At 70.6% G+C, this 25,887-nt stretch carries 24 protein-coding genes, 1 tRNA gene and 1 pseudogene; 20 read left to right on the top strand and 6 right to left on the bottom strand.

Going from position 1 to position 25,887, the window contains the following annotated elements:
- Positions 1-59: 59 nt before the first annotated feature.
- A complete protein-coding gene (locus ACQ86M_RS01165) occupies positions 60-227 on the top strand; it encodes a hypothetical protein (RefSeq protein WP_431220320.1) in 168 nt (55 codons plus the stop codon).
- Entirely contained in the window at positions 227-697 is a 471-nt protein-coding gene (locus tag ACQ86M_RS01170) for a RidA family protein (RefSeq protein WP_431246762.1), read from the top strand. Before ACQ86M_RS01165 ends, ACQ86M_RS01170 begins: the two co-directional genes overlap by 1 nt.
- A gap of 57 nt (positions 698-754) precedes the next feature.
- On the opposite strand, the gene acs is transcribed toward ACQ86M_RS01170, so the two are convergent.
- Entirely contained in the window at positions 755-2,704 is a 1,950-nt protein-coding gene (gene acs / locus ACQ86M_RS01175) for an acetate--CoA ligase (protein WP_431246763.1), read from the bottom strand.
- A 365-nt stretch (positions 2,705-3,069) separates the two neighbouring features.
- Between acs and ACQ86M_RS01180 the strand changes: the two are divergent.
- The 5 genes and pseudogenes from ACQ86M_RS01180 to ACQ86M_RS01200 all read left to right on the top strand — a co-directional run bounded on the left by ACQ86M_RS01180 (position 3,070) and on the right by ACQ86M_RS01200 (position 5,995).
- Positions 3,070-4,079: pseudogene (locus tag ACQ86M_RS01180) on the top strand (TadA family conjugal transfer-associated ATPase).
- Between the two features lie 14 nt (positions 4,080-4,093).
- On the top strand, positions 4,094-5,035 hold the full coding sequence (locus ACQ86M_RS01185) for a type II secretion system F family protein (RefSeq protein ID WP_431246764.1): 942 nt from the start codon (positions 4,094-4,096) through the stop codon (positions 5,033-5,035).
- A 99-nt stretch (positions 5,036-5,134) separates the two neighbouring features.
- The gene (locus ACQ86M_RS01190; RefSeq protein WP_431220325.1) at positions 5,135-5,329 is read left to right on the top strand and encodes a DUF4244 domain-containing protein; all 195 of its coding nucleotides are present in this window, start codon (positions 5,135-5,137) and stop codon (positions 5,327-5,329) included.
- Positions 5,310-5,645: a TadE family type IV pilus minor pilin gene (locus ACQ86M_RS01195; RefSeq protein ID WP_431246765.1), complete on the top strand. Its 336-nt coding sequence runs from the start codon at positions 5,310-5,312 to the stop codon at positions 5,643-5,645. Before ACQ86M_RS01190 ends, ACQ86M_RS01195 begins: the two co-directional genes overlap by 20 nt.
- Positions 5,642-5,995 (top strand): Rv3654c family TadE-like protein, encoded by a 354-nt coding sequence (locus ACQ86M_RS01200; protein WP_431220326.1) that lies wholly within the window; start codon positions 5,642-5,644, stop codon positions 5,993-5,995. The genes ACQ86M_RS01195 and ACQ86M_RS01200 overlap by 4 nt, the downstream gene beginning before the upstream one ends.
- Before the next feature lie 14 nt (positions 5,996-6,009).
- On the opposite strand, the gene ACQ86M_RS01205 is transcribed toward ACQ86M_RS01200, so the two are convergent.
- On the bottom strand, positions 6,010-6,255 hold the full coding sequence (locus ACQ86M_RS01205; protein ID WP_431220327.1) for a hypothetical protein: 246 nt from the start codon (positions 6,253-6,255) through the stop codon (positions 6,010-6,012).
- A gap of 270 nt (positions 6,256-6,525) precedes the next feature.
- Between ACQ86M_RS01205 and topA the strand changes: the two genes are divergently transcribed.
- The 6 genes from topA to ACQ86M_RS01235 all read left to right on the top strand — a co-directional run bounded on the left by topA (position 6,526) and on the right by ACQ86M_RS01235 (position 13,638).
- Positions 6,526-9,360 (top strand): type I DNA topoisomerase, encoded by a 2,835-nt coding sequence (topA, locus tag ACQ86M_RS01210; RefSeq protein ID WP_431246766.1) that lies wholly within the window; start codon positions 6,526-6,528, stop codon positions 9,358-9,360.
- The gene (gene tmk / locus ACQ86M_RS01215) at positions 9,357-9,977 is read left to right on the top strand and encodes a dTMP kinase (protein WP_431220329.1); all 621 of its coding nucleotides are present in this window, start codon (positions 9,357-9,359) and stop codon (positions 9,975-9,977) included. The genes topA and tmk overlap by 4 nt, the downstream gene beginning before the upstream one ends.
- 52 nt (positions 9,978-10,029) lie before the next feature.
- Complete coding sequence (locus ACQ86M_RS01220; protein WP_431246767.1) at positions 10,030-11,220, top strand: DNA polymerase III subunit delta'; 1,191 nt, start codon at positions 10,030-10,032, stop codon at positions 11,218-11,220.
- Complete coding sequence (locus ACQ86M_RS01225; protein ID WP_431246768.1) at positions 11,217-12,755, top strand: alpha/beta hydrolase; 1,539 nt, start codon at positions 11,217-11,219, stop codon at positions 12,753-12,755. The genes ACQ86M_RS01220 and ACQ86M_RS01225 overlap by 4 nt, the downstream gene beginning before the upstream one ends.
- 37 nt (positions 12,756-12,792) lie before the next feature.
- Positions 12,793-13,485 (top strand): TetR family transcriptional regulator, encoded by a 693-nt coding sequence (locus ACQ86M_RS01230; protein WP_431246769.1) that lies wholly within the window; start codon positions 12,793-12,795, stop codon positions 13,483-13,485.
- A gap of 80 nt (positions 13,486-13,565) precedes the next feature.
- A tRNA-Thr gene (locus tag ACQ86M_RS01235) sits at positions 13,566-13,638 on the top strand.
- 31 nt (positions 13,639-13,669) lie between these two features.
- Here the strand turns inward: ACQ86M_RS01235 and ACQ86M_RS01240 are convergent.
- Positions 13,670-13,897: a hypothetical protein gene (locus tag ACQ86M_RS01240; protein ID WP_431246770.1), complete on the bottom strand. Its 228-nt coding sequence runs from the start codon at positions 13,895-13,897 to the stop codon at positions 13,670-13,672.
- A gap of 130 nt (positions 13,898-14,027) precedes the next feature.
- On the opposite strand from ACQ86M_RS01240, the gene ACQ86M_RS01245 reads away from it, so the two are divergent.
- Positions 14,028-16,586: a PKD domain-containing protein gene (locus tag ACQ86M_RS01245; protein ID WP_431246771.1), complete on the top strand. Its 2,559-nt coding sequence runs from the start codon at positions 14,028-14,030 to the stop codon at positions 16,584-16,586.
- A gap of 46 nt (positions 16,587-16,632) precedes the next feature.
- Positions 16,633-16,848: a DUF2945 domain-containing protein gene (locus ACQ86M_RS01250; protein WP_431246772.1), complete on the top strand. Its 216-nt coding sequence runs from the start codon at positions 16,633-16,635 to the stop codon at positions 16,846-16,848.
- 80 nt (positions 16,849-16,928) lie between these two features.
- Here the strand turns inward: ACQ86M_RS01250 and ACQ86M_RS01255 are convergent, their stop codons facing one another.
- From ACQ86M_RS01255 to ACQ86M_RS01265, 3 genes are read right to left on the bottom strand one after another with little or no spacing between them, the layout of a single operon-like run.
- Positions 16,929-17,456 carry a hypothetical protein gene (locus ACQ86M_RS01255; RefSeq protein WP_431247836.1) on the bottom strand — a complete coding sequence of 176 codons (528 nt, stop codon included), beginning with the start codon at positions 17,454-17,456 and terminating at the stop codon, positions 16,929-16,931.
- Positions 17,345-18,556 (bottom strand): hypothetical protein, encoded by a 1,212-nt coding sequence (locus ACQ86M_RS01260; RefSeq protein WP_431247927.1) that lies wholly within the window; start codon positions 18,554-18,556, stop codon positions 17,345-17,347. Before ACQ86M_RS01260 ends, ACQ86M_RS01255 begins: the two co-directional genes overlap by 112 nt.
- A complete protein-coding gene (locus ACQ86M_RS01265) occupies positions 18,553-19,158 on the bottom strand; it encodes an RNA polymerase sigma factor (protein WP_431246773.1) in 606 nt (201 codons plus the stop codon). Before ACQ86M_RS01265 ends, ACQ86M_RS01260 begins: the two co-directional genes overlap by 4 nt.
- A gap of 80 nt (positions 19,159-19,238) precedes the next feature.
- On the opposite strand from ACQ86M_RS01265, the gene ACQ86M_RS01270 reads away from it, so the two are divergent.
- The 5 genes from ACQ86M_RS01270 to ACQ86M_RS01290 all read left to right on the top strand — a co-directional run bounded on the left by ACQ86M_RS01270 (position 19,239) and on the right by ACQ86M_RS01290 (position 25,886).
- Positions 19,239-20,747, top strand: a complete 1,509-nt coding sequence (locus tag ACQ86M_RS01270; RefSeq protein ID WP_431246774.1) for a D-alanyl-D-alanine carboxypeptidase/D-alanyl-D-alanine-endopeptidase — start codon at positions 19,239-19,241, stop codon at positions 20,745-20,747.
- A gap of 71 nt (positions 20,748-20,818) precedes the next feature.
- Positions 20,819-23,020 carry an MMPL family transporter gene (locus ACQ86M_RS01275; protein WP_431246775.1) on the top strand — a complete coding sequence of 734 codons (2,202 nt, stop codon included), beginning with the start codon at positions 20,819-20,821 and terminating at the stop codon, positions 23,018-23,020.
- Positions 23,021-23,111: 91 nt separating this feature from the next.
- Entirely contained in the window at positions 23,112-23,843 is a 732-nt protein-coding gene (locus ACQ86M_RS01280) for an alpha/beta fold hydrolase (RefSeq protein WP_431246776.1), read from the top strand.
- Positions 23,844-23,889: 46 nt separating this feature from the next.
- Positions 23,890-24,423 carry an Lrp/AsnC family transcriptional regulator gene (locus tag ACQ86M_RS01285; RefSeq protein WP_431246777.1) on the top strand — a complete coding sequence of 178 codons (534 nt, stop codon included), beginning with the start codon at positions 23,890-23,892 and terminating at the stop codon, positions 24,421-24,423.
- The gene (locus ACQ86M_RS01290; protein WP_431246778.1) at positions 24,423-25,886 is read left to right on the top strand and encodes an NAD-dependent succinate-semialdehyde dehydrogenase; all 1,464 of its coding nucleotides are present in this window, start codon (positions 24,423-24,425) and stop codon (positions 25,884-25,886) included. Before ACQ86M_RS01285 ends, ACQ86M_RS01290 begins: the two co-directional genes overlap by 1 nt.
- Position 25,887 lies beyond the last annotated feature (1 nt).

The raw sequence follows: 25,887 nt of genomic DNA on the forward strand, positions 1-25,887 counted from the left end.
GCAGACATAGGATCAGGGTAGGTGATGAACCTGCGAAATACCCCGAACCGAGGAGCACGATGCCGCGCTGGGAATACCTGACGACCCCGCTGATGATCCACAACACCGCAGCGATCCTGAACAACTGGGGGTCGGAGGGCTGGGAGCTGGTCCAGGTCGTGACCGGCCCGGAGGGCGGGCTCGTCGCCTACCTCAAGCGCCCGATCGAGAACGGGGAGCAGGACTGATGGCCGACGTCGAAGCGCGCCTCGCCGAGCTCGGGATCGAGCTGCCCGACGTCGTGCCGCCGGTCGCCGCATACACTCCGGCGGTGCTGGACGGGGACCACGTCTACACGTCCGGCCAGCTGCCGATGGTCGCAGGCGCCCTGCCCGCCACCGGCAAGGTCGGCGAGGGCGACGGCCTGGTGCCGGCGACCGACGCCAAGGAGTACGCGCGGACCAGCGCCCTCAACGCCCTCGCCGCGGCGAAGAGCGTGCTCGGCTCGCTCGACCGCGTCCGTCGCGTCGTGAAGGTCGTCGGCTTCGTCGCCTCCGATCCGGCGTTCACGGGCCAGCCGGGCGTGATCAACGGCGCCTCGGAGGTGCTCGGCGACATCTTCGGCGACGCGGGCGTGCACGCCCGTTCGGCGGTCGGCGTCGCGGTCCTGCCGCTCGACTCGCCGGTCGAGGTGGAGCTCATCCTCGCCGTCGACTGACCGATACGACGAAGGGGCGGTGCCGCGCGGCACCGCCCCTTCGTCGTATCGCGGGAGCTAGGAGAGCTTGGCCTGGATCGAGCTCATCACCGCGGTGTCGGCGAGCGTGGTGGTGTCGCCGACCTCGCGTCCCTCGGCCACATCCCGCAGCAGGCGCCGCATGATCTTGCCCGAGCGCGTCTTCGGCAGCTCCGTCACGATGAAGATGTCGCGCGGCCGGGCGATCGCCCCGATCTGCTGGGCGACGTGCTTGCGCAGCTCGGCGGCCACATCCAGCGCCTCCGCCTGCTCGGCCTGGTTCTGCTTGATGATCACGAACGCGACCACGGCCTGGCCCGTCGTCTCGTCGTTCGCGCCCACCACCGCGGCCTCGGCCGTGAAGGGATGCGCGACCAACGCCGACTCGATCTCCGCCGTCGACAGGCGGTGGCCCGACACGTTCATGACGTCGTCGACCCGGCCGAGCAGCCAGATCTCACCGTCCTTGTCGTATCGGGCGCCGTCGCCGGCGAAGTACTTGTCGCCGAACTTCGACCAGTACGTTTCTTTGAAGCGCTCGGGGTCGCCCCAGATGCCGCGGAGCATGCTCGGCCAGGGCTCCGTGACGACCAATAGGCCTCCCTCGTCCTTGCCGACCGGCGTGCCCGCCTCGTCCAGGATGTCGATCGAGATGCCCGGCAGCGGCACCTGGGCGCTGCCCGGCTTCAGGGTCGTGACGCCGGGGAGGGCCGAGATCATGATCGCGCCGGTCTCCGTCTGCCACCAGGTGTCGACGACGGGCGTCGACTCGCCGCCGATCACCTCGCGGTACCACATCCACGCCTCGGGGTTGATCGGTTCGCCGACCGAGCCCAGCACGCGCAGGCTCGACAGGTCGAACTTCTGCGGGTGCTGGCGACCCAGCTTCATGAACGAACGGATGGCCGTCGGCGCGGTGTAGAAGATCGAGACCTTGTACTTCTCGATGAGCTCCCACCACCGGCCGGGGTGCGGCGTCTCGGGCGTGCCCTCGTAGAGCACCTGCGTGGCGCCGTTCGCCAGCGGACCGTAGACGACGTACGTGTGGCCGGTGATCCATCCCACGTCGGCGCTGCACCAGTAGACGTCCGACTCCGGGTGCAGGTCGAACACGTTCTTGTGGGTGAAGGCCGCCTGCGTCAGGTAGCCGCCGGAGGTGTGGAGGATGCCCTTCGGCTTCCCCGTAGTGCCCGACGTGTACAGGATGAACAGCGGCTGCTCGGCGGGGAACGCCTTCGCCACGTGGTCGGCGTCGACCAGCGCGAGCTCGTCGTGCCACCACAGGTCGCGTCCCTCGGTCCACGCCACCTCGTTCTCGCCGCGCTTGACGACGAGCACGTGCTCGACGGAGGTCGCCTCGCCCGTGAGCGCGGCATCCACCGCGTCCTTCAGCGGGAAGACGCGGCCCTTGCGCCAGCCGCCGTCCGCCGTGATGACGAGCTTCGCCTCGGCGTCGTCGATACGGGAGCGCAGGCTCTCGGCGCTGAAACCGCCGAAGACCACCGAGTGCACGGCGCCGATCCGCGCGACCGCCAGCATCGCGATCACGGCCTCCGGGATCATGGGCAGGTAGATGGCGACCCGGTCGCCCGCCCGGATGCCGAGGCTGGTGAGCAGGTTCGCCGCCTTCTTCACCTCCGCGGTCAGCTCCGCGTACGTGAGGGTCCGGGTGTCGCCGGGCTCACCCTCCCAGTGGATCGCGACGCGGTCGCCGTTCCCGGCCAGCACGTGTCGGTCGAGGCAGTTGTAGGCGACGTTGAGCTCGCCGTCGTCGAACCACTTGGCGAAGGGAGGCTCGCTCCAGTCGAGCGTGCGGGTGAACGGGGTGTGCCAGTGCAGCAGCTCGCGGGACTGGTCGGCCCAGAAGCCGAGGCGATCGGCGGAGGCGCGCTCGTACAGGTCCGCGGTCGCGACGGCATTCGCGGCGAACTCCTCGGTCGGCGGGAATCGCCGGGCTTCGTGGAGCAGGTTGTCGATTGTGTTGCTCATGGGGAGTCTTTTCGCTCCTTTGCGATGCGGTCGATACAGGGTCGTGGCGCGACAATGCCTGACTCTACAACCTGCCTCCGTGGCCCGCTCCCGAAGACTTGCGTTTGCATCGATTGTGCGTAAACTGGTCCCCGGCCGAATGTAAATTCGTGCGTGCGGCGCAATCGATTCCCCCCAATCCTGCGCCGCAGTGGCCGCACCTGTTCCCCCCAATAGGTGCGGCCCCCTTTTTAACCGGCCGATGTGCCGGATCTCGGAGGCTTGCGGTGCGGACGTCGTCGTCCACAGACCGGGCATTCGCGGTTGTTCTCCACAGATTCCGCCGGCATCGTCCGGCGATGGCGGCCGCTTTCTAGGGTCGCCGTATGACGATCGAATCCTCTCCCGAGCACGCCTCGGAGCCCGGCCTCTGGCGCACTTTCGGGACCCTCACGCCCTATCTTCTCCGCCCAGGAGTCACCGATCTCTTCGTGACCGGAGACGGCGAGCTGTGGAGCGACGGGCCTCCCCACGGGCTGCGTCGGGAGGACGCCTGGCGCGCGGATCGGCAGGCGGCGCGCGAGCTCGCCGTTCGTCTGATCGCCGCCGGCGGCCGGCATATCGACGAGGCGACCCCCTTGTCGACGTCCGGCTGCGTGGCGGCGTGCGGGTGCACGCCGTGCTGCCGCCGGTGTCGACGGGCGGAGCGCTGCTGTCGATCCGCGTGCCCTCCCGCGAGCAACCCGCCCTCGACGAACTGGTGAGCCGGGGAGGGATGCGCAGCGCCGAGAAGGATCGGCTCCTGGCGGCGGTGCGCAGCAGGACAAACCTGCTGATCACCGGCGCGGGCGGCGCGGGCAAGACGACGCTGCTGGCGGCCCTGCTCGCCAACGCGCCCCCGGATGAGCGGATCCTGGTGATCGAGGATGTCGCAGAGCTCCGCATCCTTCATCCGCACGTCGTCGGGCTCGAGACCCGGCAGCCCAACCTCGAGGGCGCGGGCGGCGTCGATCTGCGCCGGCTGGTCCGCGAGGCGCTGCGGATGCGGCCCGACCGGCTGGTGCTCGGAGAATGCCGGGGCGAGGAGGTGCGTGACCTGCTCGGAGCGCTCAACACAGGGCACGACGGCGGTGCGGGGACCCTCCACGCCAACTCCCTCGCGGATGTGCCGGCACGGTTGGAGGCGCTCGGAGCCCTGGCGGGGCTGGACGATCGGGCGCTCGCGCGTCAAGCGGTCAGTGCCATCGGGCTGGTGGTGCACCTCGAGCGGATGGACGGGATGCGCCGGTTGGCCGGCTTCGGCCGGCTGCGGCTCGACGGGGATGGGCGGCTGGGGGTTGAGCGGCTGGGGGTCGAGCGGCTGGGGGTCGAGCGGCTGGGGGAGGGCTCAGGGTGATGCGCGGTCGACGTGTGCCCGGAGCCGAGGCGGACGCCGTCGCAGCGCTCACCGAGTCGATCGCGGTGCTCCTGGATGCCGGACTGACGCCACGATCGGCGTGGTCGGCGGTGGCGGCCGAGAGTCGGCGGGCCGCGGGCGGCTCAGGGGCGGACGCGAGGGCGGAGGCTATAGCGCGGGCCGTCGCGGTCGCGGTGGTCGCCTCCCTGGAGGCCCAGCCGTCCTGTGCCCACGCCCTCCTCGCGACGGCGGAGACGGAGGAGGTGCGGGCGATCGCGGCGACCTGGCGAGTGGCCGAGGCGTCCGGCGCTCCTCTCGGCCATGCCCTCGGCGTCGTCGCGGAGACGCTGCGCGACATCGCCGAGGCGGAGCGCGAGGCGGATGTCGCCCTCAGCAGCCCGCGGGCCACCACGCGGCTCGTCACGTGGCTGCCGCTCGCCGGCGCGGTGCTGGCCGCGGCGCTCGGGGCCGATGTGGTCGGCGCTGTGGGCTCGACGCCGGGCGCGGTCGCGCTGGGATCCGGCACCGCCCTGTTGCTTGCGGGCCGCTGGTGGATGCGCGCTCTGGTGCGTCGATCGCTCGCCCGGCGCCCGATCGCCGGGTTCCCGGAAGAACTCGTCGCCATCGCCCTGTCGGGAGGTTCCTCAGCAGAGGCGGCCGTCGTCGCGGCGAAGAGCGCGGCGCGCGAGGCCGGGCTGCCGCCGCTCGACGAGAGGGGTGTCCGCCGCGTCCTCCGGCTGGCCGAATCGGCCGGCGCCCCCGCCGTCGAGCTGCTCACGGCGTCCGCGCGGCAGCAGCGCCGTTCGGCCCGCGCGGAGGCGCGTCGCCAGGCGGCCGTCCTCGGAGTCCGGCTCATGCTCCCGCTCGGTGCGTGCGTACTGCCCAGCTTCCTGCTGCTGGCCGTCGCGCCGCTCGCCCTGTCGCTGTTGTCGTCCACAACGGCCGGGCTGCGATGAGTTCTCCACAGATCCGGCCGTCCCCGGTTCCGAGGGCCGGGCGATCCGAAGGATGGAAGCAGGTGCACGACGCATCGGATACGAGCGAAGGGAGACCTCATGGGTCACGACATCGGGATGCTGCGACGGCTCAGGAGGCGGTTCCGCGAAGACCGCGGGGCGGCGACGGCCGAATATGCGATCACCATCCTGGCCGCGGTCGGGTTCGCCGGCGTGCTGGTCGCACTGCTCAAGGGCGACGAGGTGAAGGCCATCCTCTCCGATCTGGTGCATCGTGCGCTTTCCGGCGGGTGATCGTGGGAGCGTCAGCGCGGAGTTCGCGGTCGCGCTGCCGGCCGTCCTCGTCTGTCTCGCGCTCTGCGTCGGAGCGGTGCACGGCGCGGCGCAGTACGCCTCCCTCGCGGGCGCGGCCGCCGTCGCGGCGCGGCTCGCGGGACGCGGGGACGACCCGGCGGGCGCTGCCGTGCCGGAGGGCGCGGGCACGACGATCGACCGGGTGGGGAAGACCGTGTGCGCACGCGTGACGGCACCCGAGAGCACGGTGCTCAGCCGGTTGGGCGTCCGGCTCAGTGCACACGCCTGCGCACTCGACGAAGGGACGACCGGATGAGAGTCCGCTGGGCCGACGACCGGGGAGCAGGTTCCGTTCTCGCGCTCGGCGTGCTGGGCGCGGTGGTGACCGTGACCGGCGGGGCCATCGCTGTGATCGGAGCCACAGCCGCTCACGCCCGGGCGGCCGCCGCGGCGGACCTGGCCGCGCTCGCCGCAGCGGACGCCGCCGCGGGTCGCATCTCCGCGATCCCATGTGAGGCGGCGTCGGATGTGGCGCAGGCCAACGGTGCAGCGATCGCCGAGTGCGCCGAGGAGGGTGCGGTCGTGACCGTGACGACCGTCACGCCCTACCTCGGGCTGAGAGCGTCAGCGTCCGCTCGGGCCGGCCCGCCGCCGGGAGGCGGCTGAGCGGGGGCCGGAGTTCAGTCGAACACGGTCTCCACGTAGCGGTAGGAGACGGCGGAGGGCTGTCGGCCCCGCCCGTCGTCGGAGGCGTACTCGACCTCCGCGCCGGAGGCGCGCACGTAGAGATAGTGCTTGGAGCCTGCGGACGCCGAGATCTCGAGCCGGGGGCGCGCGTCGCCGGAGTCGAGGAAGTCGGTTGAGATGGTCTTCCCCTCGAGAGGGCCGTCGATCAATTTGGCGGTGTACATCATTGTCGTTGCCATGTCGTCATTGTCCTCCCGAGGGCGGGCGACGCAAAGGGTCGTGTGGGCCGCCGGGATGTGCTCCCGGCCGGTCCCGGGGCTGCGCCGACGGCGAACGTCGTCGGAAGGATTAGGTGGACAAGCGGAGAAGGTGTGTATGGTTTGCCTGTCGGACGACGGATCGCGCTGGGGGCGCGGAGCGTCGCGCCAGGGGAGAGCGCCACGCCAGTCCTGCCGTGGAGACACAGTCAGCTGTGGAAGACACAGCGTGTGCATATTAAGAGGAGTCAGGTGCCTGACACGAAGAAGCTCGTCATCGTCGAGTCTCCGAACAAGGTCAAGTCGATCGCCCAGTATCTCGGCGACGGCTACGAGGTCATGGCCTCGGTCGGGCACATCCGCGACCTCATCGAGCCGAAGAACCTGCCGCCCGAGCTCAAGAAGGGCTCGCTCGGAAAGTTCTCCGTCGACGTCGAGAACGACTTCGAGCCGTACTACGTGGTGTCGGACCAGAAGAAGAAGACGGTCGCCGACCTCAAGCGCGCGCTCAAGAACGCCGACGAGCTCCTGCTCGCAACCGATGAAGACCGCGAAGGGGAGGCGATCGCCTGGCACCTGGTGGAGGTGCTGAAGCCGAAGGTCCCGGTGAAGCGGATGGTGTTCCACGAGATCACCCGCGAGGCGATCGAGAAGGCGCGCGACAACACCCGTGAGATCGACACGGCCCTGGTCGACGCGCAGGAGACCCGCCGCATCCTGGACCGGCTGTACGGCTACGAGGTGTCGCCCGTCCTATGGCGCAAGGTGGGGCCCGGCCTCTCCGCCGGCCGCGTGCAGTCCGCCGCCACCCGGCTCGTCGTGGACCGCGAGCGCGAGCGCCTCGCCTTCGTTCCTGCCTCCTACTGGGGCCTGACCGCACAGCTCGCACCAGAAGACGCGAACGCCTTCGACGCGCGGCTGGCCCGCCTCGACGGGCTCCGCGTCGCGACCGGTCGCGACTTCGACGACCACGGCCGGCTCACGTCCGAGGCCCGCACGCTCGACGAGGCGTCCGCGACCGCGCTCGCCGCGGCGATCCGCCAGCCCAGCACCGCCGTCGCGGTGTCGAAGGTCGACTCGAAGCCGTACTCGCGGCGTCCGGCCGCGCCGTTCACCACCTCCACGTTGCAGCAGGAGGCCGCGCGCAAGCTCCGGTTCTCGGCACGGCAGACGATGAGCGTGGCGCAGTCGCTCTATGAGAACGGCTACATCACCTATATGCGAACCGACTCGGCGTCGCTGTCGCAGCAGGCCACGAATGCTGCGCGCGCCCAGGCGGCGAAGCTGTACGGGCCGGAGACGGTTCCGGAGAAGCCGCGCACCTACGCATCCAAGAGCAAGAACGCGCAGGAGGCCCACGAGGCGATCCGGCCGTCCGGCGAGACGTTCCGCACCCCCGCGGAGCTGGAGCGCTCGCTGCGCGGTCCGGAGGCCCGCCTCTACGAGCTGATCTGGAAGCGCACCGTCGCCTCGCAGATGGCCGACGCGAAGGGTCAGACCGCGTCCGTCACGGTCGAGGCCCGGGTCACGGAGGGCCCGCTCGACGGAACCGTCGCCGAGTTCACCGCGAGCGGTACGGTCATCACCTTCCGCGGATTCCTCAACGCCTACGAGGAGGGGAAGGACGAGGAGCGCAACGCGTCCGATTCCGCCGAGGCGAAGCTGCCGCCCCTGACCGAGAAGCAGCAGCTCTCGGTCAGGGAGGTCGCGGCAGACGGCCACGAGACCACTCCGCCGCCGCGCTACACCGAGGCGAGCCTGGTGAAGAGCCTCGAAGAGCTGGGGATCGGGCGGCCCTCCACCTTCGCCAGCATCATCTCCACGATCATCGACCGCGGCTACGTCACCCAGCGTGGTCAGGCGCTGGTTCCCAGCTGGGTCGCGTTCTCGGTGGTCCGCCTGCTGGAGGACTACTTCGGCGACCTCGTCCAGTACGACTTCACCGCCGAGATGGAGGACGACCTCGACCGGATCGCCGACGGCGAGGCCGAGCGCGTCGACTGGCTGAACAGCTTCTACTTCGGCAGCGGCAAGCACAAGGGACTCCGACGGGTCATCGACAACCTCGGCGAGATCGACGCGCGCAGCATCAACTCGATCACCATCGACGAGGGAGTCACCCTCCGGATCGGCAAGTATGGCCCCTACCTCGAGGTGACGGAGCCGGACGCCGGACCCGACGCGACTCCGCGCCGCGTCAACATCCCGCCGGAGCTCGCCCCCGACGAACTCACGCCGGCCAAGGCTCGTGAGCTCATCGAGGCGCCGGTGCAGACGGACCGCGTGCTCGGAAGCAACCCCGAGAACGGAAAACTCGTGCTCGCCAAGGACGGGCGCTTCGGCCCGTACGTCACGGAAGCCGACCCGGAGGACGAGTCCTCCGTCGACCCGAGCACAGGAGAGGTGACGGAGCCGGCCAAGAAGACCAAGAAGGCGGCTGCGGCGAAGCCGCGCACCGCGTCCCTCTTCAAATCCATGGACCTGGCGACGATCGACCTCGACACCGCGCTCAAGCTGCTCGACCTGCCCCGCGTGGTGGGCGCCGACCCCGAGAGCGGCGAAGAGATCCAGGCGCAGAACGGACGCTACGGGCCCTACCTGAAGAAGGGAACCGACACCCGTTCGCTGCCGAGCGAAGACGACATCTTCGACGTCGACCTGGCGGGCGCGCTCGAACTGTTCGCGCAGCCCAAGTACGGCAACCGGCGGGCGTCCAGCGCGCTGAAAGAGTTCGACGCCGACCCGGTGAGCGGAAAGCCCATCCGGATCAAGGACGGACGGTTCGGCGCCTACGTCACCGACGGCGAGACGAACGCAACGATCCCGCGCGGCGAGACCGTCGACGAGGTCGACTTCGACCGCGCGGTGCAGCTGCTGGCCGACAAGCGCGCGAAGGGACCGGCCAAGAAGCCGGCGGCCAAGAAGCCCGCCGCCAAGCAGCCCGCCGCCAAGAAGCCGGCGGCGAAGACCACTGCGGCGAAGACCACCGCGGCGAAGGCAACGGCGGCGAAGGCCACCGCGGCGAAGGCCACGGCGGCGAAGAAGCCGGCGGCCAGGACGACCGCGGCCAAGAAGTCCGCCGAGTGAGCGGCGGCCTCTTCATCACGCTCGAGGGCGGGGACGGCGTGGGAAAGTCCACCCAGGCCGCCCTCCTCGAGCAGTGGCTGACCGCTCAGGGCCGCACCGTCGTGCGCACCCGCGAACCCGGCGGCACGGCGGCCGGGGTCGAGATCCGCGAGATCGTGCTGCATCACCGCGGCGACATCGCGCCGCGGGCGGAAGCGCTCCTCTACGCCGCCGACCGCGCCCACCATGTCGCGACCGTGGTGCGCCCGGCGCTGGCGCGCGGCGAGGTCGTGGTCCAGGACCGCTACATCGACTCCTCCGTCGCCTACCAGGGCGCCGGGCGGGTGCTCGACCCGCAGCAGATCCGCGACCTCTCGCTGTGGGCCGCCGAGGGCCTGCAGCCCGATCTCACGATCCTCCTGGACCTCGACGAAGACGCCGCCCGCGCACGCCTCGACACGTCGCGCACCCGCTACGACCGGCTGGAGGCGGAGCGCTCCGACTTCCACGGCCGGGTCCGCGCGGGCTACCTGGCACTCGCCGAGCAGGAGCCGGAGCGCTTCCTCGTCGTCGACGCGTCGCGTCCGGTCGACGACATCGCAGCCGAGATCCGCCAGCGGCTCGCCGACCGGGTCTGACCGCGCGGTCGCCGTGCGCGCGGTGTCCGTGGCGGCAGCTAGCCTGGAACGCATGACGGTGTGGGACGAGCTCACGGGGCAGGACGAGGCGATCGAGGTCGTCCGGGCTGCCGCAGCGGGCTCCGGCGCGCGACCGGGTGAGACCGGGACCGGCCGCGGCATGACCCACTCGTGGCTCATCACCGGCCCACCCGGTTCCGGCCGCTCCAACCTGGCCTACGCGTTCGCGACGGCGCTGCTCAGCCCGGGCACCCCGGAGGGCGACCTCGCGACCCAGCGTCAGGTGGAGGCCCGCACGCATCCCGATCTCGCCGTGCTCAGCACTGAGCGGGTCATCATCTCCATCGACGAGGTGCGCTCGTTGGTGTCCAGCTCGCAGTTCGCTCCGTCCGTCGGCCGCTATCGCGTGATGGTGATCGAAGACGCGGACAGGATGACTGAACGCACGTCCAACGTTCTCCTGAAGGCCCTCGAGGAGCCGCCGGAGCGGACGGTGTGGATCCTCTGCGCGCCGAGCGACGCCGACCTGCTGCCCACGATCCGCTCGCGCGTCCGGACGGTGCGCCTCCGCGTCCCCAGCGTCGGAGACGTCGCACAACTCATCCAGCGACGCGACGGTGTGGATGCGGAGACCGCGGAGCGCGCGGCGCGCCACGCCCAGAGCCACATCGGCATGGCGCATCGCCTCGCCACCCACGAGGAGGCCCGCCGTCGACGCCAGCAGACGCTGGAGACGGCGCTGCGCATCCGCTCCGTCTCCGACGCGGTCCTGGCCGCGGCGACACTGCTCGACATCGCCGGTGCCGATGCGAAGGCGATCACCGAGGAGCGGGATGCGGAGGAGCGCGAGCACGCGCTGCGCTCCCTCGGGATCGAGCCGGGCGGCACCATCCCGCCGGCCCTGCGCGGGCAGTTGCGGCAGCTCGAGGAAGATCAGAAGCGCCGGGCGACGCGCAGTCTCCGCGACGGCATCGACCGCATCCTCGTCGACCTGCTCTCGCTCTACCGCGACGTGATGATGCTGCAGCTCGGCAGCGACAGCGAGCTCGTCAACCGCGAACTGCAGCAGGAGCTCGACGCTCTCAGCACCCACACGACTCCGGCCGCTACGCTCGCCGCGATGGACGCCATCGCCACGGCGCGCGAGCGCATCGACGGCAATGTCGCTCCGACGCTCGCTCTCGAGGCCATGCTCACCACGATCCTGCGCGGCACGACCGCGCGGAAGGGGACCGACCTGTGACCACCCGTAGGCACGCCGTCCGTACGGCGGCGGTCGCCGTGGCGGCGATCCTCGCACTCACCCTCACCGGCTGCGTCACGTGGTTCCTGCCGTCGAAAGCGCCGGTCACGTCCTCGCCGGCGCCCGACACGGTGTCCTCGGCGCTCCGGCCGTACTACAGCCAGGTGCTGCGTTGGAGCTCCTGCGCGAGCGGCAAGCAGTGCGCCACGGCGAAGGCCCCGCTCGACTGGAACCACCCCTCCGCGGGCACGGTCGAGCTGGCGCTCATCCGCCAGCCGGCGAAGGGCAGCAAGCAGGGCTCGCTGCTCACCAACCCGGGCGGCCCCGGCGCGTCCGGTTTCGACTTCGTCAAGGACTCGGTCGATTTCGTCGCGGACGCCACGCTGCAGGACCACTTCGACATCGTCGGCTTCGACCCGCGCGGGGTGGGCCGTTCGACCGCGGTGAAGTGCTACGACGCGAAGCAGATGGACGAGTACCTCTACGGGATCACGCCCGGCGTCCGCGGCTCCGATCAGTGGATCGCCGAGAACACCGCGATCGCCAAGGACTTCGGCCAGGCGTGCCAGAAGAACACCGGCGCCTCTCTGCCGAAGGTCGACACGGTGAGCGCCGCGCGCGATCTCGATCTGCTGCGGGCGGTCCTCGGCGACCGCAAGCTCAAGTACCTCGGCTACTCCTACGGCACCTACCTGGGCGCGGTCTACGCAGGCCTGTACCCCGGCAAGACCGGTCGCCTCGTGCTCGACGGAGCCCTGGATCCAGCAGCGTCCAACTTCGACGTCACCGAGGTGCAGGCCAAGGGCTTCGAGAGCGCTCTGCGCGCCTACCTGAAGAGCTGCCTGACGCAGAAGGGCTGCCCGTTCAGCGGGACGGTCGACGATGCGATGGGGACCGTGGCGCAGCTGCTGGCGGCGGTCGAGAAGAGCCCGATCCGCAACTCCGACGGCCGGGAACTCGGCGCAAACACGCTGGTGACGGCGATCATCACCCCGCTCTACGATGCGACCGCGTGGTCGTACCTCGACAAGCTGTTCGATTCGGTCATGAAGGGGAGCGCATCCGTCGCGTTCACGCTGGCGGACACGTACAACAACCGCACGGCCGACGGCACGTACTCGGACAACTCGACCGAGGCCTTCGTCGCGATCAACTGCCTCGACTACACCTACGACGCCGACCCGGCGGTGATGCGCCAGCAGGCGGCTCAGCTCGCTCAGGCGGCACCGGTGATCGGGCCGTACATGGCCTACGGTGACATCGGCTGCGCCAACTGGCCGTACAAGGCGACCGGCGACCGCGGGCCCATCTCGGCCGACGGTTCGGCGCCCATCCTGGTGGTCGGGACCACGAACGACCCTGCGACGCCGTACGTCTGGGCGAAGAACCTCGCGTCGGAGCTTCAGAACGGGCACCTGCTCACCTACAAGGGCGAGGGGCACACGGCCTACAACAAGTCGAACTCGTGCGTCAACGACACCGTCGACGCGTATCTCGTGAAAGGTACGGTCCCCGAAGAGGGCAAGACCTGCTGAGTGGTGCAATTTTGCAGCGAGTGAAATAATCGTGAGCGTGTCCGTGGCCCCCGATTCCACCCTCAGCGAGCTCGGCCTGCGCGAGCGCAAGCGCATCGCCACCCGCCGTGCCATCCAGCTGGCCGCCGTCGAGCTCGCCAGCGAGCGCGGTTTCGACCGCGTGACCATCGACGAGATCAGCCACGAGGCCAACGTGTCGCCACGCACGTTCTTCAACTACTTCCCGTCGAAAGAGTCGGCGATCATCGGCGAACTGCCGGAGCTGCCGGATGAGGACACCATCGAGCGATTCATCACGGCGGGCCCGGAGGAGCCGATCCTGGAGGGCATCGGCACCCTGCTCGTCGCCGCTATCAACGTCGGAGACGTGGGCGGTTCCGAGCCGCACGATGACGCGGCGGACCCCCAGAGCATGCAGCGGCTCCACACGCTGCGTCGCGCGCTGCTCAAGGACAACCCCGAGCTGTTCGCGCTGCGTATGGCGAGCATGCACTCCTTCGAGGATGCGCTCAGCGGCGTGGTGCAGCGCCGTCTCGCCCACGACGACCCGGCGCTCGCCGACGACGCGGAGGTCCTGCACCAGCGGGCCCGGCTCGTCACCTACGTCGCCTTCGCCGGGATGCGGCACGCCTGGTCGTGCTGGGCCGACCACGGCGGCGTCGAGCCCCTCGCCGATCGGCTGCGGGCATCCTTCGACGAGCTGGCGGCGCTCGGCTCCCACGTGCGCTGACCGTTCAGGCCACACGGTTCGTAGCACCGCGCCGGATCGGGTAAGCTATCTGACTGTGCGCCGGGCCGAGCCCGACCCACGCCGCCCTAGCTCAGTCGGCAGAGCATCTCACTCGTAATGAGAAGGTCAAGGGTTCGATTCCCTTGGGCGGCTCCGTTTCCTCCGCCTTCCCCCTCTGCTCCGTTCAGGCGAAGGCCAGTGCCACCAGGGCGATCAGCGGCGGTGTGGACTGGCCGATCGCGCCTGTCACGCCCTTGCCGCGCTCGCGGTACAGCCCGATGCGGTCCGCGATGAGCAGCACGATCCCGGTGAGGAACAGCAGCCAGCACACGTACGTCACCAGGGTGCGCCCGACGACCACCTGCCCGGACGCGCGGGCCACCACGCCGTGTTCGAGAAGGTCGGTGTCCACAGCAGGGGTGAGCTGGTGGAGCGTCTCCGTCCCGCCGCGTGACCTCCTCCTGATTTCCTTGTGCCGGTGGGCCGCGGGAGATACCCTTACCGCAATAAGTGAGAATTAATCAGGTCTGCCCGAGGCTGTCATGATCACATCGACGAGGTCCCGCCGGGCGCGAACGCTCGGCCTGTCCACCGCAGTGCTGAGCGCACTGCTCCTGGTCGGGGGAGGGGTGAGTCTCGGCGCGCCCGCCCTCGCGGACACGATGCCGCCGGACCCCACCAATCCCGCGTCGCCGCCGACGGTCGGCGCCACCGCGCTGCCGACGACACAGATCGACGGAGTCGCCTGGTCGCAGACCGTGCTCGGCGACACCGTGTACGTGGGCGGCAAGTTCGCAACGGCGCGCCCCGCCGGCTCTCCGGCCGGCTCGAACACGACCTCCCGCAACAACTTCCTGGCGTACAACATCACGAACGGCGTGCTCAACACATCCATCAACGTGCCGCTCAACGCGCAGGCGCTCGCGGTCGCGGCCTCCCCGGACGGCTCCCGCATCTACGTCGGCGGCGACTTCACCACCGCGGGAGGATCCTCCTACTACCGGATCGTCGCGATCAGCACGGCGACCGGCCAGCCCATCGCCTCCTTCCGTCCGGTCATGGAGAGCCAGGTTCGAGCGCTCGCCGTGACGAACACCGCCGTGTACGCGGGCGGCACCTTCTCCAGCGTCAACGGCGTGAGCCGCGGCTACATCGCGAAGATCAACGCCTCGAACGGCTCGCTCGACACGAGCTGGAACGCCTCCGCCGACTACGTCGTGGATGCGCTCGCCGTGAGTCCGGACGGCAGCCGGGTGTACGCGGGCGGCCGCTTCAAGAACATGAACGGCACTGCGCAGTACGGCCTCGCGATGCTCACCGGCTCGACCGGCTCCATCCTGCCGTTCCCGACCAACACGATCATCCGGGACGCCGGGCTGTACGCCGGCATCACCTCACTGTTCGCGACCAGCGACCGCGTCTACGGCTCGGGCTACGTGTTCGGCTCGGGCGGCAACTTCGAGGGGAGCTTCTCCTCCGACCCGGTGACGGGCTCGCTGATCTGGATGGAGGACTGCCACGGCGACACGTACTCCGTCGTGCCGCTCGGCGACGCGCTGTACGCCGCCGGGCACCCGCACGACTGCCGCAACGTCGGCGGGTTCCCGGAGACGAATCCGCGCACCTTCCACCACACGATCTCGTTCTCGAAGGCCCGGACCGGCACCCTGACGAACGACGGCAACCCGAACTACGCCAACTTCCGCGGCCAGCCTTCGCCGACGCTCCTGAACTGGTTCCCTGACTGGGTGACCGGCTCGTACACCGGGCAGGGCCAGGCCGTGTGGAGCCTCTCCGGCGACAACCGCTACCTCGTGGCGGGTGGCGAGTTCCCGATCGTGAACGGCACCGCGCAGTACGGGCTCACCCGCTTCGCCTTCGACTCGGTCGTCCGGAGCACGACCGGCCCGAACAACAACACCGCCCTCACGCCGAACGCCACCTCGCCGGCCTCGGGACAGGCGGCCATCGCCTGGACGGCGACCTACGATCAGGACAACGTCGCACTGACCTATGCGCTCGCGCGTGACGGCGACACGGCGCATCCCATCTACCAGGTGACGCGGAACTCCGTCTTCTGGAGCCGTCCGGCGATGTCGTACACCGACTCCGGCCTCGTCGGCGGGAGCGCGCACACGTACACGCTCACGGTGACGGATCCCGACGGCAACCGCATCTCCCGCGTCGGCAACCGCGTGGTCATCGCGGGCGGCGGGACCAACCAGCCGCCGACCGCCTCGTTCACCGCGGGCGTCAACGGGCTGGCCGTCGCGGTCGACGGCAGCGCGTCCAGCGACCCGGACGGATCGATCGTGTCGTACGCCTGGACCTTCGGCGACGGGGGCACGGCGTCCGGCGTGACCGCCGGTCACACCTACGCGGCGGCGGGCACGTACACGATCACCCTGACGGTGAAGGACAACGCCGGGGCGACCGCGTCGACGACCCGCCAGGTGACGGTGTCGGCGACCAGCGGCAGCACCCTCGCGAAGGACGGATTCGAGCGCTCGGTCTCGAACGGATGGGGGACCGCCGAGACGGGCGGCGCCTGGACCGTGTCCGGCACGACCTCCTACTACTCCGTGGCGTCGGGCACCGGACAGATCGTCGACCCGGCGGGCTCGACGCGCAACACGACGCTGAACGGGGTCTCGTCGAGCCGCACGGATTCGACGGTGACCTTCACCACGGATGTGGGACCGACCGGCGGCGGGGTCTTCGTCTCCGAGATCGCCCGGCAGGTGGGTTCGGCGAGCTACGAGGGTCGGGCGTGGCTGAGCGCGAACGGGTCGGTGCAGGCGCAGCTCCTCGCGAACGGCGGCACTCTGCAGGCGGTCACGGTGAGCGGGCTCACGTATGCCGCCGGCCAGCAGCTGAACCTCCGCGTGCAGGCGGTGGGCGCCTCCCCGACGACGTTGCGTGCGAAGGTGTGGCCTGCGACCCAGGCGGAGCCGGCCTCCTGGCAGGCGAGCGTCACGGACTCCACGTCCGGGCTCCAGTCCGCCGGTGCGGTCGGGATGCGCGTCTACCTCTCCGCCGCGGCGACGGCGACGCCCGTGACCGTCCGGTTCGACAACTATCTGGTGACCGCCGTTCCGTAGACCCGCAGGCCTGGCGCCCTACCTCTGGCGGTGGTTGGCTGCGGGCATGGCGGATGAGCTGAAGCGCGGCGACCACGTCGAGTGGTCGTCCCACGGAGTGGACGTTCCGGGCGAGGTCGAGAAGAAGATCACCGACGATACCGAGGCGGCTGGCCGCACGGTGAAGGCGTCGGAGGACGACCCGCAGTACCTGGTGAAGAGCGACAAGAGCGGCAAGGAGGCGGTGCACAAGCCGGACGCCCTGCACAAGGAGGCGAAATGACGAACGGCCCGCGGTTCCCCCGATCCGCGGGCCGTTCGCCGTCCCCCCTGTTTCCCCCTTTTCTTCTCCCCCGGTCTCTGTCAGCCGAGCGATTCGATGTGGTCGCCGGCCTGTCTCACCAGCGTGCCGCCGAGGAACATCAGCCCCTCCCGAGTGCCCAGCCGCTGCGTCCACACGCGCTCACCGGATCCGAGGTCGTACGCCTCCACGTCGCCACCGCGGTCGCGGTAGCTGGAGGTGTAGAACTGCGTGGATCCGAAGAACGGCATCCCCGACAGGGGCTGGTCGAATCGAACAGCCGGGAGCTGGTCACCGTTCGTGAGCCCGACGCGGCAGAGGACGCCATCCCCGGCGATCATCAGCGTCGTGGCCTGGGCGTCGACGGTCGGGTTGGTGCCGTACTTGGTGATCGCTCTGCCGAAGCAGCCGTCCGGGCCGAGGGTCCAGACGTCCTCTCCCGTGTTCGCGTCGATCAGCGTCGTGCGCCCGGATGCGATCACGAGGACGTAGCCGGTCGATGGGTGCACCCCGACCGCCGCCCCGGGCAGGTTCGCCGCGGTGCCCACCTGGCGCAACTGCGCGTCGGCCGACAGGTTCCTGGTCCAGATCGCCTGATCCGGGTCGGTGCCGAACGCCCGCGCAGTGGTGCCGTCCGGGGTTCGCGTGAGGCGGATGTCCGTCCCGTCCATGAGGAACATGTCGTCCACAGGGGAGCCGAGCCGTCCGGTCGCCACGTCCAATGGGGCGGTGGTGGATGGCCCCCGCTCGGCGTGTAGGCCACTCGGGCCCGGCCGAACGTGTCACCGGGTGAGATGAAGGCGGAGACGTAAGGCGCCGGAACCGGGGTGGACCACAGCGGATGCCCGGCATCCATCGGATCGACGCGCTCCACCGACCCGTGGCCGGACGGGTCGGATATGGCGAGCAGGATGTCGCCGGAGCCGTCCTGCACCGCCTGCGGGGCCAGGAGCCCATCGGCGGGCGCAGTCGCATCGAACGTCCCCAGCGTGCTGCCGTCGGCAAGCCGGAGGACGTCGTGCGGGCCGCCGGTGACCCGCTGGTCGACGATGAGGATGGTGCCCGAGCTCCCCAGCACGGTGGTCTGCACGACCGTTCCGCCCGCCGGTGCTCCGGCTCTCTTGGTCCACGACCAGTTCCGCGACCACGTCACGGTGCCGTGGATGGTGTCGACCAGCGACAGCTGCACGTTCTGGTGCACGGGGTCGCATCCCGTTCCGTCGTCGCCCACCTCGGCCGGACCGGTCTGGACGAGGGTCAATCCGTCGGCGACGTCGATGAACGCCCGCTGGCCGCAGGGGTCGCCCTTCCCCGGCACGTCGAGGCCCCAGGAGGGCTTCGCCGGGAGGGACACGACGTCGCGCGGCGCGATCGGCGAGGTCTGCACCGAGATCTGCGCCGCCGTCGCGGTCGGCCTGGGCGTCGGCGTCGGAGTCGGCGTGACCGTCTGGGTGGGCGTCGGCATAGGCGCCGGCGGGGTGTCGCCGCTTCCGAAGTGGATGACGCCGGTCAGGGCCAGGGCGGCCGTCCCGCCGGCGAGCACCACGGCGACCGCCGAGAGCAGGCTGGTGAGCAGAATCTGCAGGTGCCTGCGGCGGCGCGGCTCGTCGGCGACGGTGTCGATCAGCAGCTGACGGATGGCGGCGCTGTGCTCCGGGGTGAAGTCGGGGGTGAGGTCCGTGGTGCTCATCGTGCACCTCCTTCGAGGATCGTGGTGTCGGAGCCGGGCGCGTCGGCGAGCGGTGAGGCGAGTTCGGTGAGGCGGGCGCGGGCCCGGGAGAGGCGGGACTTGACCGTCCCCTCCGGCACCCCGAGGGCTTCTGCGGCCTGAGCGATGGTGAGCTCCTCCAGCACGCAGAGCGTGATGACGTCCTGGTCGCGCTTGCTGAGCTTCGCGAACGCCTCCCGCACCTCGCGGTCGCGTCCTGCGCCGTCGAGGGAGGCGTCCACGCCGGGCGCGTGATCCTCCTGCGGCGCGGGGGCCGGGAGCTTCGCGAGCGCGGTCCGGTACCGGCGGAGACCGCGCTCGTGGTTGCGCGCGATGTAGTTCGTCGTGACGAGGAGCCAGCCGATGACGGATCCGTCTACCACCCGCACCGACTCGCGCTTGCGCCAGGCCTCCAGGAAGACCGCGGCGGTCACGTCCTCGGCGTCGTGCGGCTGGCGTGTCAACCGCAGCGCGTGGCCGAAGACGCGGTCGCGGTGCCGGTCGAACAGCGACGCGAAGGCGGGGCCGTCCCCGTTGCGTGCCGCCGACCAGGCCGCAGCCTCGTCGAATCCATCCGTGCTCATACCCTCTACTGTCCGGATCGTCCCGGATGGTTCCATTTCCCGAAATAGCAGCATTCAGCAAGCCCCGGTAGCATACCCGGATGCACGAATCGGACCAGCCGGTCACCGGACCCGACCCGTCCACCCCCTCGGCCCCTCGCTCTTTCGCCAGCGGCGTCATGGCCGCCATCCGCACCCACCCCAAGGCGTGGGTGGCCGCAGGCGCGGCGGCGGCGTTCGTCCTCCTCGCCTCGGGCAGCGTCGCCCTCGGGGCCACGGTCGGTGCGCCGGCGTCCGCTGCGGGTGCCGCTGCGACGTCCAGCGCGACGCCGGCCTCGACGCGCACTGCCACCCCGACGCCGACCCCCACCGCCGACCCGGCACGTCCCGTGCCCGCGAACCAGGCGGCGGCCACCCGTGTCCGCACCTGCTCGGTCGCCGGCCTCGCCGCCGACGGCCGTCTCGGCAGCCTCGAGGCGCAGGTCGTCAATGCGAAGACCGGCCAGACGCTGTTCGACCGCAACGGCGGCAAGCCCGGCCCGACCGCCTCGGTGCTGAAGACGCTGACGTCGGCTGCCGCGCTCGCCACGCTCGGTCCCGACTACCGCGTCGCGACGACGGTGGTCGCGGGCAGCACGCCCGGCCAGATCGTCATCGTCGGCGGAGGGGATGTGACCCTCTCGCGCCTGCCCGACGGCCAGGCCTCGTTCTACACCGGCGCCCCCAAGATCCAGGACCTCGCGAACCAGGTCAAGCAGGCGATGGGCGGACAGCCGATCACCTCGATCGTGGTGGACGCCTCCCTGTTCGGTGCGCCGTTCTGGCAGCCGAGCTGGGACGAGCGCGAGGAGCGCGTCGTGGAGGGGTCGACGCCGTACATGACCTCCCTGATGGTGGACGGCGACCGAGACGACCCGACCGCAGTGGAGTCGCCGCGCAGCACCGACCCGGTGTCGCGCGCGGTGCAGTACTTCCAGCAGTACCTGGGCACGAGCGTCGGCGTCAGCCAGGGCGTCGCGCCGGCCGGTGCCCGTCAGCTGGGCGCGGTGCAGTCACAGCCCGTGACGACCCTGATCGACCAGGCGATGCGGGTCTCCGACAACACGATCATGGAGGAGCTGGCCCGGCTCGTCGCCATCAAGAACGGCGCGGGCAACACCTTCGACGCGCTGAACGCCGGTGTGCTCGCCGGGCTGAAGGGCTACGGCATCGACACCTCCGGCATCCACATCGCCGACGGCTCCGGACTGAGCGCCGACAACGCGGTGCCGCCGTCGTACCTGACGCAGCTCTTCATCAAGGTGCTGAACCGGCAGAACGGGCTCGGCGTCGTCTACGACGGCCTGCCGGTCGCCGGCAAGTCGGGGACGCTCGGCCCGGGCTACAACCGGTTCACGGGGGCGAGCTCGGCGGCGCGCGGGTCGGTCTTCGCCAAGACCGGGTGGATCGACCACGGCTACACCCTGTCGGGCATCGTCAAGGCGGCCGACGGGACGCCGCTGACGTTCGCGGTCTTCGCGCTGGGCGATGTCGGCGACAACGCCAAGCAGGCCATCGACAGCCTCGTGACCGGGTTCTACACCTGCGGAGACAACCTCTCGAACGGCTGACACCGTGCGTGGACGGGGCCGCGCATCCACGCTACTCTGATTGCTAGCTCATCTAGTAATCAGGAGGCGAAGTGTCGAAGGATGCGGCGGCCAAGCCCGTACGGACGCGCGAGCCGGCCCGCTGGCTGCGAATCGTCGTGCCGACGGCCCTGGTGCTCGTCTGGCTCGTGCTGGCGGGCATCGGGGGCCCGACGTTCGGCAAGCTGTCCGGCGTCTCCAGCAACGACCAGGCGGCATTCCTCCCGGCCAGCGCCGAATCCACCGAGGTGCAGGACTGGCAGAAGCGCTTCACCGACTCCGGCTCCATCCCGGCCATCGTCGTCGTCGAGGCCGACCAGGCCATCCCGAAGAGCGAGCTGGCGACGACCTACGCCGACCTGGGGACGAAGCTGGGCGAGGTGGATGGCGTGCAGGCTCCGGCCGAGGGTCAGACGACCAGCGTTGCCGGGCCCATCCCGTCGCAGGACGGGCTCGCCGTCGAGTACATCGTCCCGATCTCGAACACCGACGAGGTGAAGACCGTCGTCGCCGACCTCCGCGCGGTCGCCGACGAGGCCGTCCCGGGCGGTGCGAAAGTCTGGGTCACGGGACCGGCGGGTCTCACGGCGGACCTGGTGAACGCGTTCGGCGGCATCGACGGCATCCTTCTGCTGGTGGCGGTCGCGGCCGTGTTCGTCATTCTCCTGCTGGTCTACCGCGCGCTGCTGCTGCCGTTCCTGGTGCTGTTCACGTCGATCTTCGCCCTGTGCGCGGCCATCGTCTTCGTCTACCTCTTCGCGCTCTGGGGCTGGATCAAGCTCTCGGGGCAGAGCCAGGGCATCCTCTCGATCCTGGTCATCGGCGCGGCGACGGACTACTCGCTGCTGCTCGTCGCCCGCTATCGGGAGGCGCTGGAGCAGGAGCCGTCGCGCTGGGTCGCCATCCTGCGGGCGTGGAAGGCGGCCTTCGAGCCGATCGTGGCGAGCGGTGCCACCGTCATCCTGGCGCTGCTGTGCCTGCTGTTCTCAGACCTCAACTCGAACAAGAGCCTGGGACCGATCGCGGCGATCGGGATCGTGTTCTCGTTGTTCTCGGCGCTCACCCTGCTTCCGGCCCTGCTCGCCATCTTCGGGCGCGCGTCGTTCTGGCCGTTCCGCCCGGTGGTCGGCGGCAGGCCGCAGAAGCACGCCGACGGCGTGACCATCAGCGGTCTGGAGGGCGTGCGTGGGCTCTGGCGCCGTGTCGGCGGCCTGATCGCCCGGCGACCGCGCGTCACCTGGATCGTGTCGTTCGTGCTGCTCGTCGCCTGCGCCCTGGGGCTCACCCAACTGAAGGCGAACGGCGTGCAGCAGACCGACGTGATCCTGACCCAGTCCGACGCCGTGGACGGCCAGGCCGTCGTCGCGAAGCACTTCGACGCGGGCTCCGGTTCGCCGGTGCTGATCGTGGCGCCGGAGTCCGACGGGGATGCCGTGCTCGCCGCGACGCAGAAGACGGACGGGATCGCCTCGGCCGCGTTCTACACCGGCGGCGGCCGCCCGGTGCCCGGTGCCCCGGCGGACCCGGTCGTGAAGGACGGCCACGTGCTCATCCAGGCGACCCTCGCCTCCGAGCCGGACTCGGCGAAGGCGGAGGCTGTGGTGAAGGACCTGCGCGGCTCGCTGCCGGGCGGCGGCTCCGTGCTCGTCGGCGGCGTCACCGCGATCGCGCTCGACACGAACGAGACCGCGCAGGGCGATCTGATCAAGATCATCCCGATCGTGCTGCTGGTGATCCTGCTCATCCTCATGCTGCTGCTGCGGTCGATCGTGGCGCCGCTGATCCTGATCGGCAGCGTCGTGCTGTCGTACGCGGCCGCGCTCGGCGTCTCGGCCCTCGTCTTCAACCACGTGTTCGGGTTCCCCGGGGCGGATGCGTCGGTGCCGCTGTTCGGCTTCGTGTTCCTGGTCGCACTCGGGGTGGACTACAACATCTTCCTCATGACGCGGGTGCGGGAGGAGTCGCTGAGCATCGGAACGCGTCCCGGCATCCTGCGCGGTCTCGGGCTCACCGGCAGCGTGATCACCTCGGCCGGCGTCGTGCTGGCGGCGACGTTCGCGGCGCTCGCGGTCATCCCCATCCTGTTCCTGGTGCAGATCGCGTTCATCGTCGCCTTCGGCGTGCTGCTCGACACGGTGGTGGTGCGTTCGCTGCTCGTGCCGGCGGTGTCGTACGACATCGGCCGGGCGATCTGGTGGCCCTCGAAGCTCTGGCGCGAGCGGACGCACGAGCGGCGCGCGGAGGTCTCGGCCTGAACCGCGGCGTGCCTGAACCGCGCCGTGCCTGAGCAGCGACGTGCCTGACCCGCGGCTTGCCCGCTCGCCGGGCCTGGGCGAGAGTGGCGGTATGACGCACATCCATGTGGACCGGCATCCCGGCCCCGACCCGGTGCTGCTCGTGCACGGCTTCGCCTCGACCGGAACCCTGACCTGGCAGGCGACGGGATGGGTGGACGCGCTGGCCGGGGTGGGTCGCGGCGCCATCGTCCCCGACCTGCGCGGCCACGGGGCGAGCGACGCGCCGCACGAGGCGAGCGCGTACTCGCCCGACCTGCTGGCGTCTGACCTGATCGTGGCCCTCGACGAACAGGGCGTCGACCGGGTGGATGTGGTCGGCTACTCGATGGGCAGCTGGGTGTCGCTCGCACTGGCGGGCCTCGCGCCCCAGCGCGTCCGACGCCTGGTGGTCGGCGGAGTGGGCACCGTGGAGCAGTTCGGGCGCTGGGGCGTCTCCGCCGTGCAGGCGGCCCTCCGGGACGACGCCTCCGCCCTCGACGCGGCGAGCCCGCTCGCGCCGCTCCTCGCCTCCCTCCGGCAGGCGCCGGGCGTCGACCGCGAGGCCCTGGCCGCCTGCGCGGCCGGCATGGCCGCGCATCCGCTCCCGCTCGCCAGCGCGGTGCCGACCATGCTGGTGGTCGGCGACGCGGACCCGGTCGCCGACGGCGCCGACGAAGCGGCACGCCTGCTCGGCGCCGAGCTCGTCGTGCTGCCGAAGCGCAACCACGTCACGACGCTCAGCGCGCGGGGGTTCAAGCAGGCTGCCCTGCCCTTCCTGGGAGCTTCGGCCAGAGTGCCCTAGGCGCGCACCGCGCGTCGTACGATGTGCGAGGACCGAAGGAGGCCGCATGATCGACACGCTCGACGCCGAGCTGATCGCGCTGCTGACGGCGGAGCCCCGCCTGGGCGTCTTCGAGGCGTCGCGTCGGCTCGGGGTCGCGCGCGGCACGGTGCAGGCGCGGCTGGACCGGCTGCAGCGGTCGGGTGCGGTCCGCGACTTCGCGCCGACGGTCGACACCGAGCAGCTGGGCTACCCGGTGACCGCCTTCGTGACGGTCGAGCTGGCGAGCGGCGACGGCAGCGGGGATGCGGCCCTCATCGAGCACCTGCGCAGCATCCCGGAGGTGCTCGAGGCGCACACGATCACGGGCGCCGGGGATCTGCTGGTGCGGGCGGTGGCCCGTGACAACGCCGACCTGCAGCGCGTGGTCGACCGGATGAAGCGCAGCCCGGCCGTCGCGCGGACGTCGACGACGGTGGCGCTCACCACGCGGATCCACCAGCGGGTGGTACCCCTGGTACGGGCGGCGGTCGCTCCCGCGGGCGACCAGGGCGACGCGGACGACGTCGACGAGGAACGGAACGAGGAGGAACGCGACTGATGGATGAGAACACTCTGCTCGAGCGGGTGCCGGACGGGCTGTACATCGGAGGCGAGTGGACCGCCGGATCGGCCGGCACCTTCCCCGTCTACGACCCGGCGACCGGCGACCTCATCAAGGAGATCGCCGACGCCTCGCCCGAGGACGGCACGCGGGCGCTGGATGCGGCGGTCGCCGCCGCGGACGACTGGGCGGCGACGCCGGCCCGGCAGCGCGGCGAGATCCTGCGCCGGGCGTTCGACCTGCTGCAGGAGCGGCGCGAGGAGTTCGCGCTGCTGATGACGCTCGAGATGGGCAAGCCGCTCGCCGAAGCGAACGGCGAAGTGACGTACGGCGGCGAGTTCCTGCGCTGGTTCTCGGAGGAGGCTGTGCGCATCTCAGGCCGCTACGGCGAGAACCCGGAGGGGACCGGGCGGATGATCGTCAGCCAGCATCCCGTCGGGCCGTGCTTCCTGATCACGCCCTGGAACTTCCCGCTCGCCATGGCCACCCGCAAGATCTCGCCGGCGCTCGCCGCCGGGTGCACGGTCGTGATCAAGCCGGCCGAGCTGACGCCGCTGACGACGCTCTACTTCGCCAAGCTGCTGGCGGATGCCGGCCTCCCCGCGGGCGTGCTCAACGTCGTGACGACCACCACCTCCGGCAAGGTCTCCGCGCCGATCATCGCCGACCCGCGCCTGCGCAAGCTGTCGTTCACCGGCTCGACCGAGGTGGGGCGCAAACTGCTGCAGCAGGCGTCCGAGAACGTCCTGCGCACCTCGATGGAGCTGGGCGGCAACGCGCCGTTCGTCGTGTTCGACGACGCCGACCTCGATAGGGCGGTGGAGGGCGCGATGCTCGCCAAGTTCCGGAACATCGGCGAGGCGTGCACGGCGGCCAACCGGTTCATCGTGCACGAGGCGGTCGCCGACGAGTTCGCGCGCCGGGTCACCGAGCGGGTCGACGGCCTGAAGGTCGGCCGCGGCACCGAGGACGGCGTCACGATCGGTCCGCTCATCAACGAGGACGCCATCCACAAGGCCTCCGAGCTGCTGCAGGATGCGGTCACCCGCGGCGCATCGGTGCTGACCGGCGGCTCCCGGGTCGACGGCACGGGCACCTTCTTCGAGCCGACCGTCGTCACCGATGTGCGGGCGGGAAGCGAGATCCTCCGTCAGGAGATCTTCGGTCCGGTGCTGTCCATCATCCGGTTCTCGGACGAGGACGAGGCGGTGCGGCTGGCGAACGACACGGAGTACGGCCTGGTCTCGTACGTGTTCACGAAGGACCTGGCGCGCGGCCAGCGGATGATCGAACGGCTCGAGACCGGAATGATGGGCCTCAACGTCGGCGTGGTGTCCAATGCGGCCGCTCCGTTCGGCGGGGTCAAGCAGTCGGGGCTCGGCCGCGAGGGCGGATTCGAGGGCATCCACGAGTACCTGAACACGAAGTACACGCTGACGCCCAACCCGTTCGGAGCCTGAC

Origin of the sequence: Leifsonia xyli subsp. cynodontis (genome assembly GCF_050632205.1) — a bacterium.
Classification (GTDB): Bacteria; Actinomycetota; Actinomycetes; order Actinomycetales; family Microbacteriaceae; genus Leifsonia; species Leifsonia xyli_D.

What these genes read in the sequence shown, in the direction of transcription:
- ACQ86M_RS01170 (WP_431246762.1), top strand. Translation starts at nt 227, where the DNA reads ATGGCCGACGTCGAAGCGCGCCTCGCCGAGCTCGGGATCGAGCTGCCC.
- ACQ86M_RS01260 (WP_431247927.1), bottom strand. Translation starts at nt 18,556, where the DNA reads ATGAGCACCACGGACCTCACCCCCGACTTCACCCCGGAGCACAGCGCC.
- ACQ86M_RS01270 (WP_431246774.1), top strand. Translation starts at nt 19,239, where the DNA reads ATGCACGAATCGGACCAGCCGGTCACCGGACCCGACCCGTCCACCCCC.
- ACQ86M_RS01250 (WP_431246772.1), top strand. Translation starts at nt 16,633, where the DNA reads ATGGCGGATGAGCTGAAGCGCGGCGACCACGTCGAGTGGTCGTCCCAC.
- ACQ86M_RS01200 (WP_431220326.1), top strand. Translation starts at nt 5,642, where the DNA reads ATGAGAGTCCGCTGGGCCGACGACCGGGGAGCAGGTTCCGTTCTCGCG.
- ACQ86M_RS01265 (WP_431246773.1), bottom strand. Translation starts at nt 19,158, where the DNA reads ATGAGCACGGATGGATTCGACGAGGCTGCGGCCTGGTCGGCGGCACGC.
- ACQ86M_RS01290 (WP_431246778.1), top strand. Translation starts at nt 24,423, where the DNA reads ATGGATGAGAACACTCTGCTCGAGCGGGTGCCGGACGGGCTGTACATC.
- ACQ86M_RS01205 (WP_431220327.1), bottom strand. Translation starts at nt 6,255, where the DNA reads ATGGCAACGACAATGATGTACACCGCCAAATTGATCGACGGCCCTCTC.
- acs (WP_431246763.1), bottom strand. Translation starts at nt 2,704, where the DNA reads ATGAGCAACACAATCGACAACCTGCTCCACGAAGCCCGGCGATTCCCG.
- ACQ86M_RS01280 (WP_431246776.1), top strand. Translation starts at nt 23,112, where the DNA reads ATGACGCACATCCATGTGGACCGGCATCCCGGCCCCGACCCGGTGCTG.
- ACQ86M_RS01165 (WP_431220320.1), top strand. Translation starts at nt 60, where the DNA reads ATGCCGCGCTGGGAATACCTGACGACCCCGCTGATGATCCACAACACC.
- ACQ86M_RS01220 (WP_431246767.1), top strand. Translation starts at nt 10,030, where the DNA reads ATGACGGTGTGGGACGAGCTCACGGGGCAGGACGAGGCGATCGAGGTC.
- ACQ86M_RS01190 (WP_431220325.1), top strand. Translation starts at nt 5,135, where the DNA reads ATGGGTCACGACATCGGGATGCTGCGACGGCTCAGGAGGCGGTTCCGC.
- ACQ86M_RS01285 (WP_431246777.1), top strand. Translation starts at nt 23,890, where the DNA reads ATGATCGACACGCTCGACGCCGAGCTGATCGCGCTGCTGACGGCGGAG.
- ACQ86M_RS01245 (WP_431246771.1), top strand. Translation starts at nt 14,028, where the DNA reads ATGATCACATCGACGAGGTCCCGCCGGGCGCGAACGCTCGGCCTGTCC.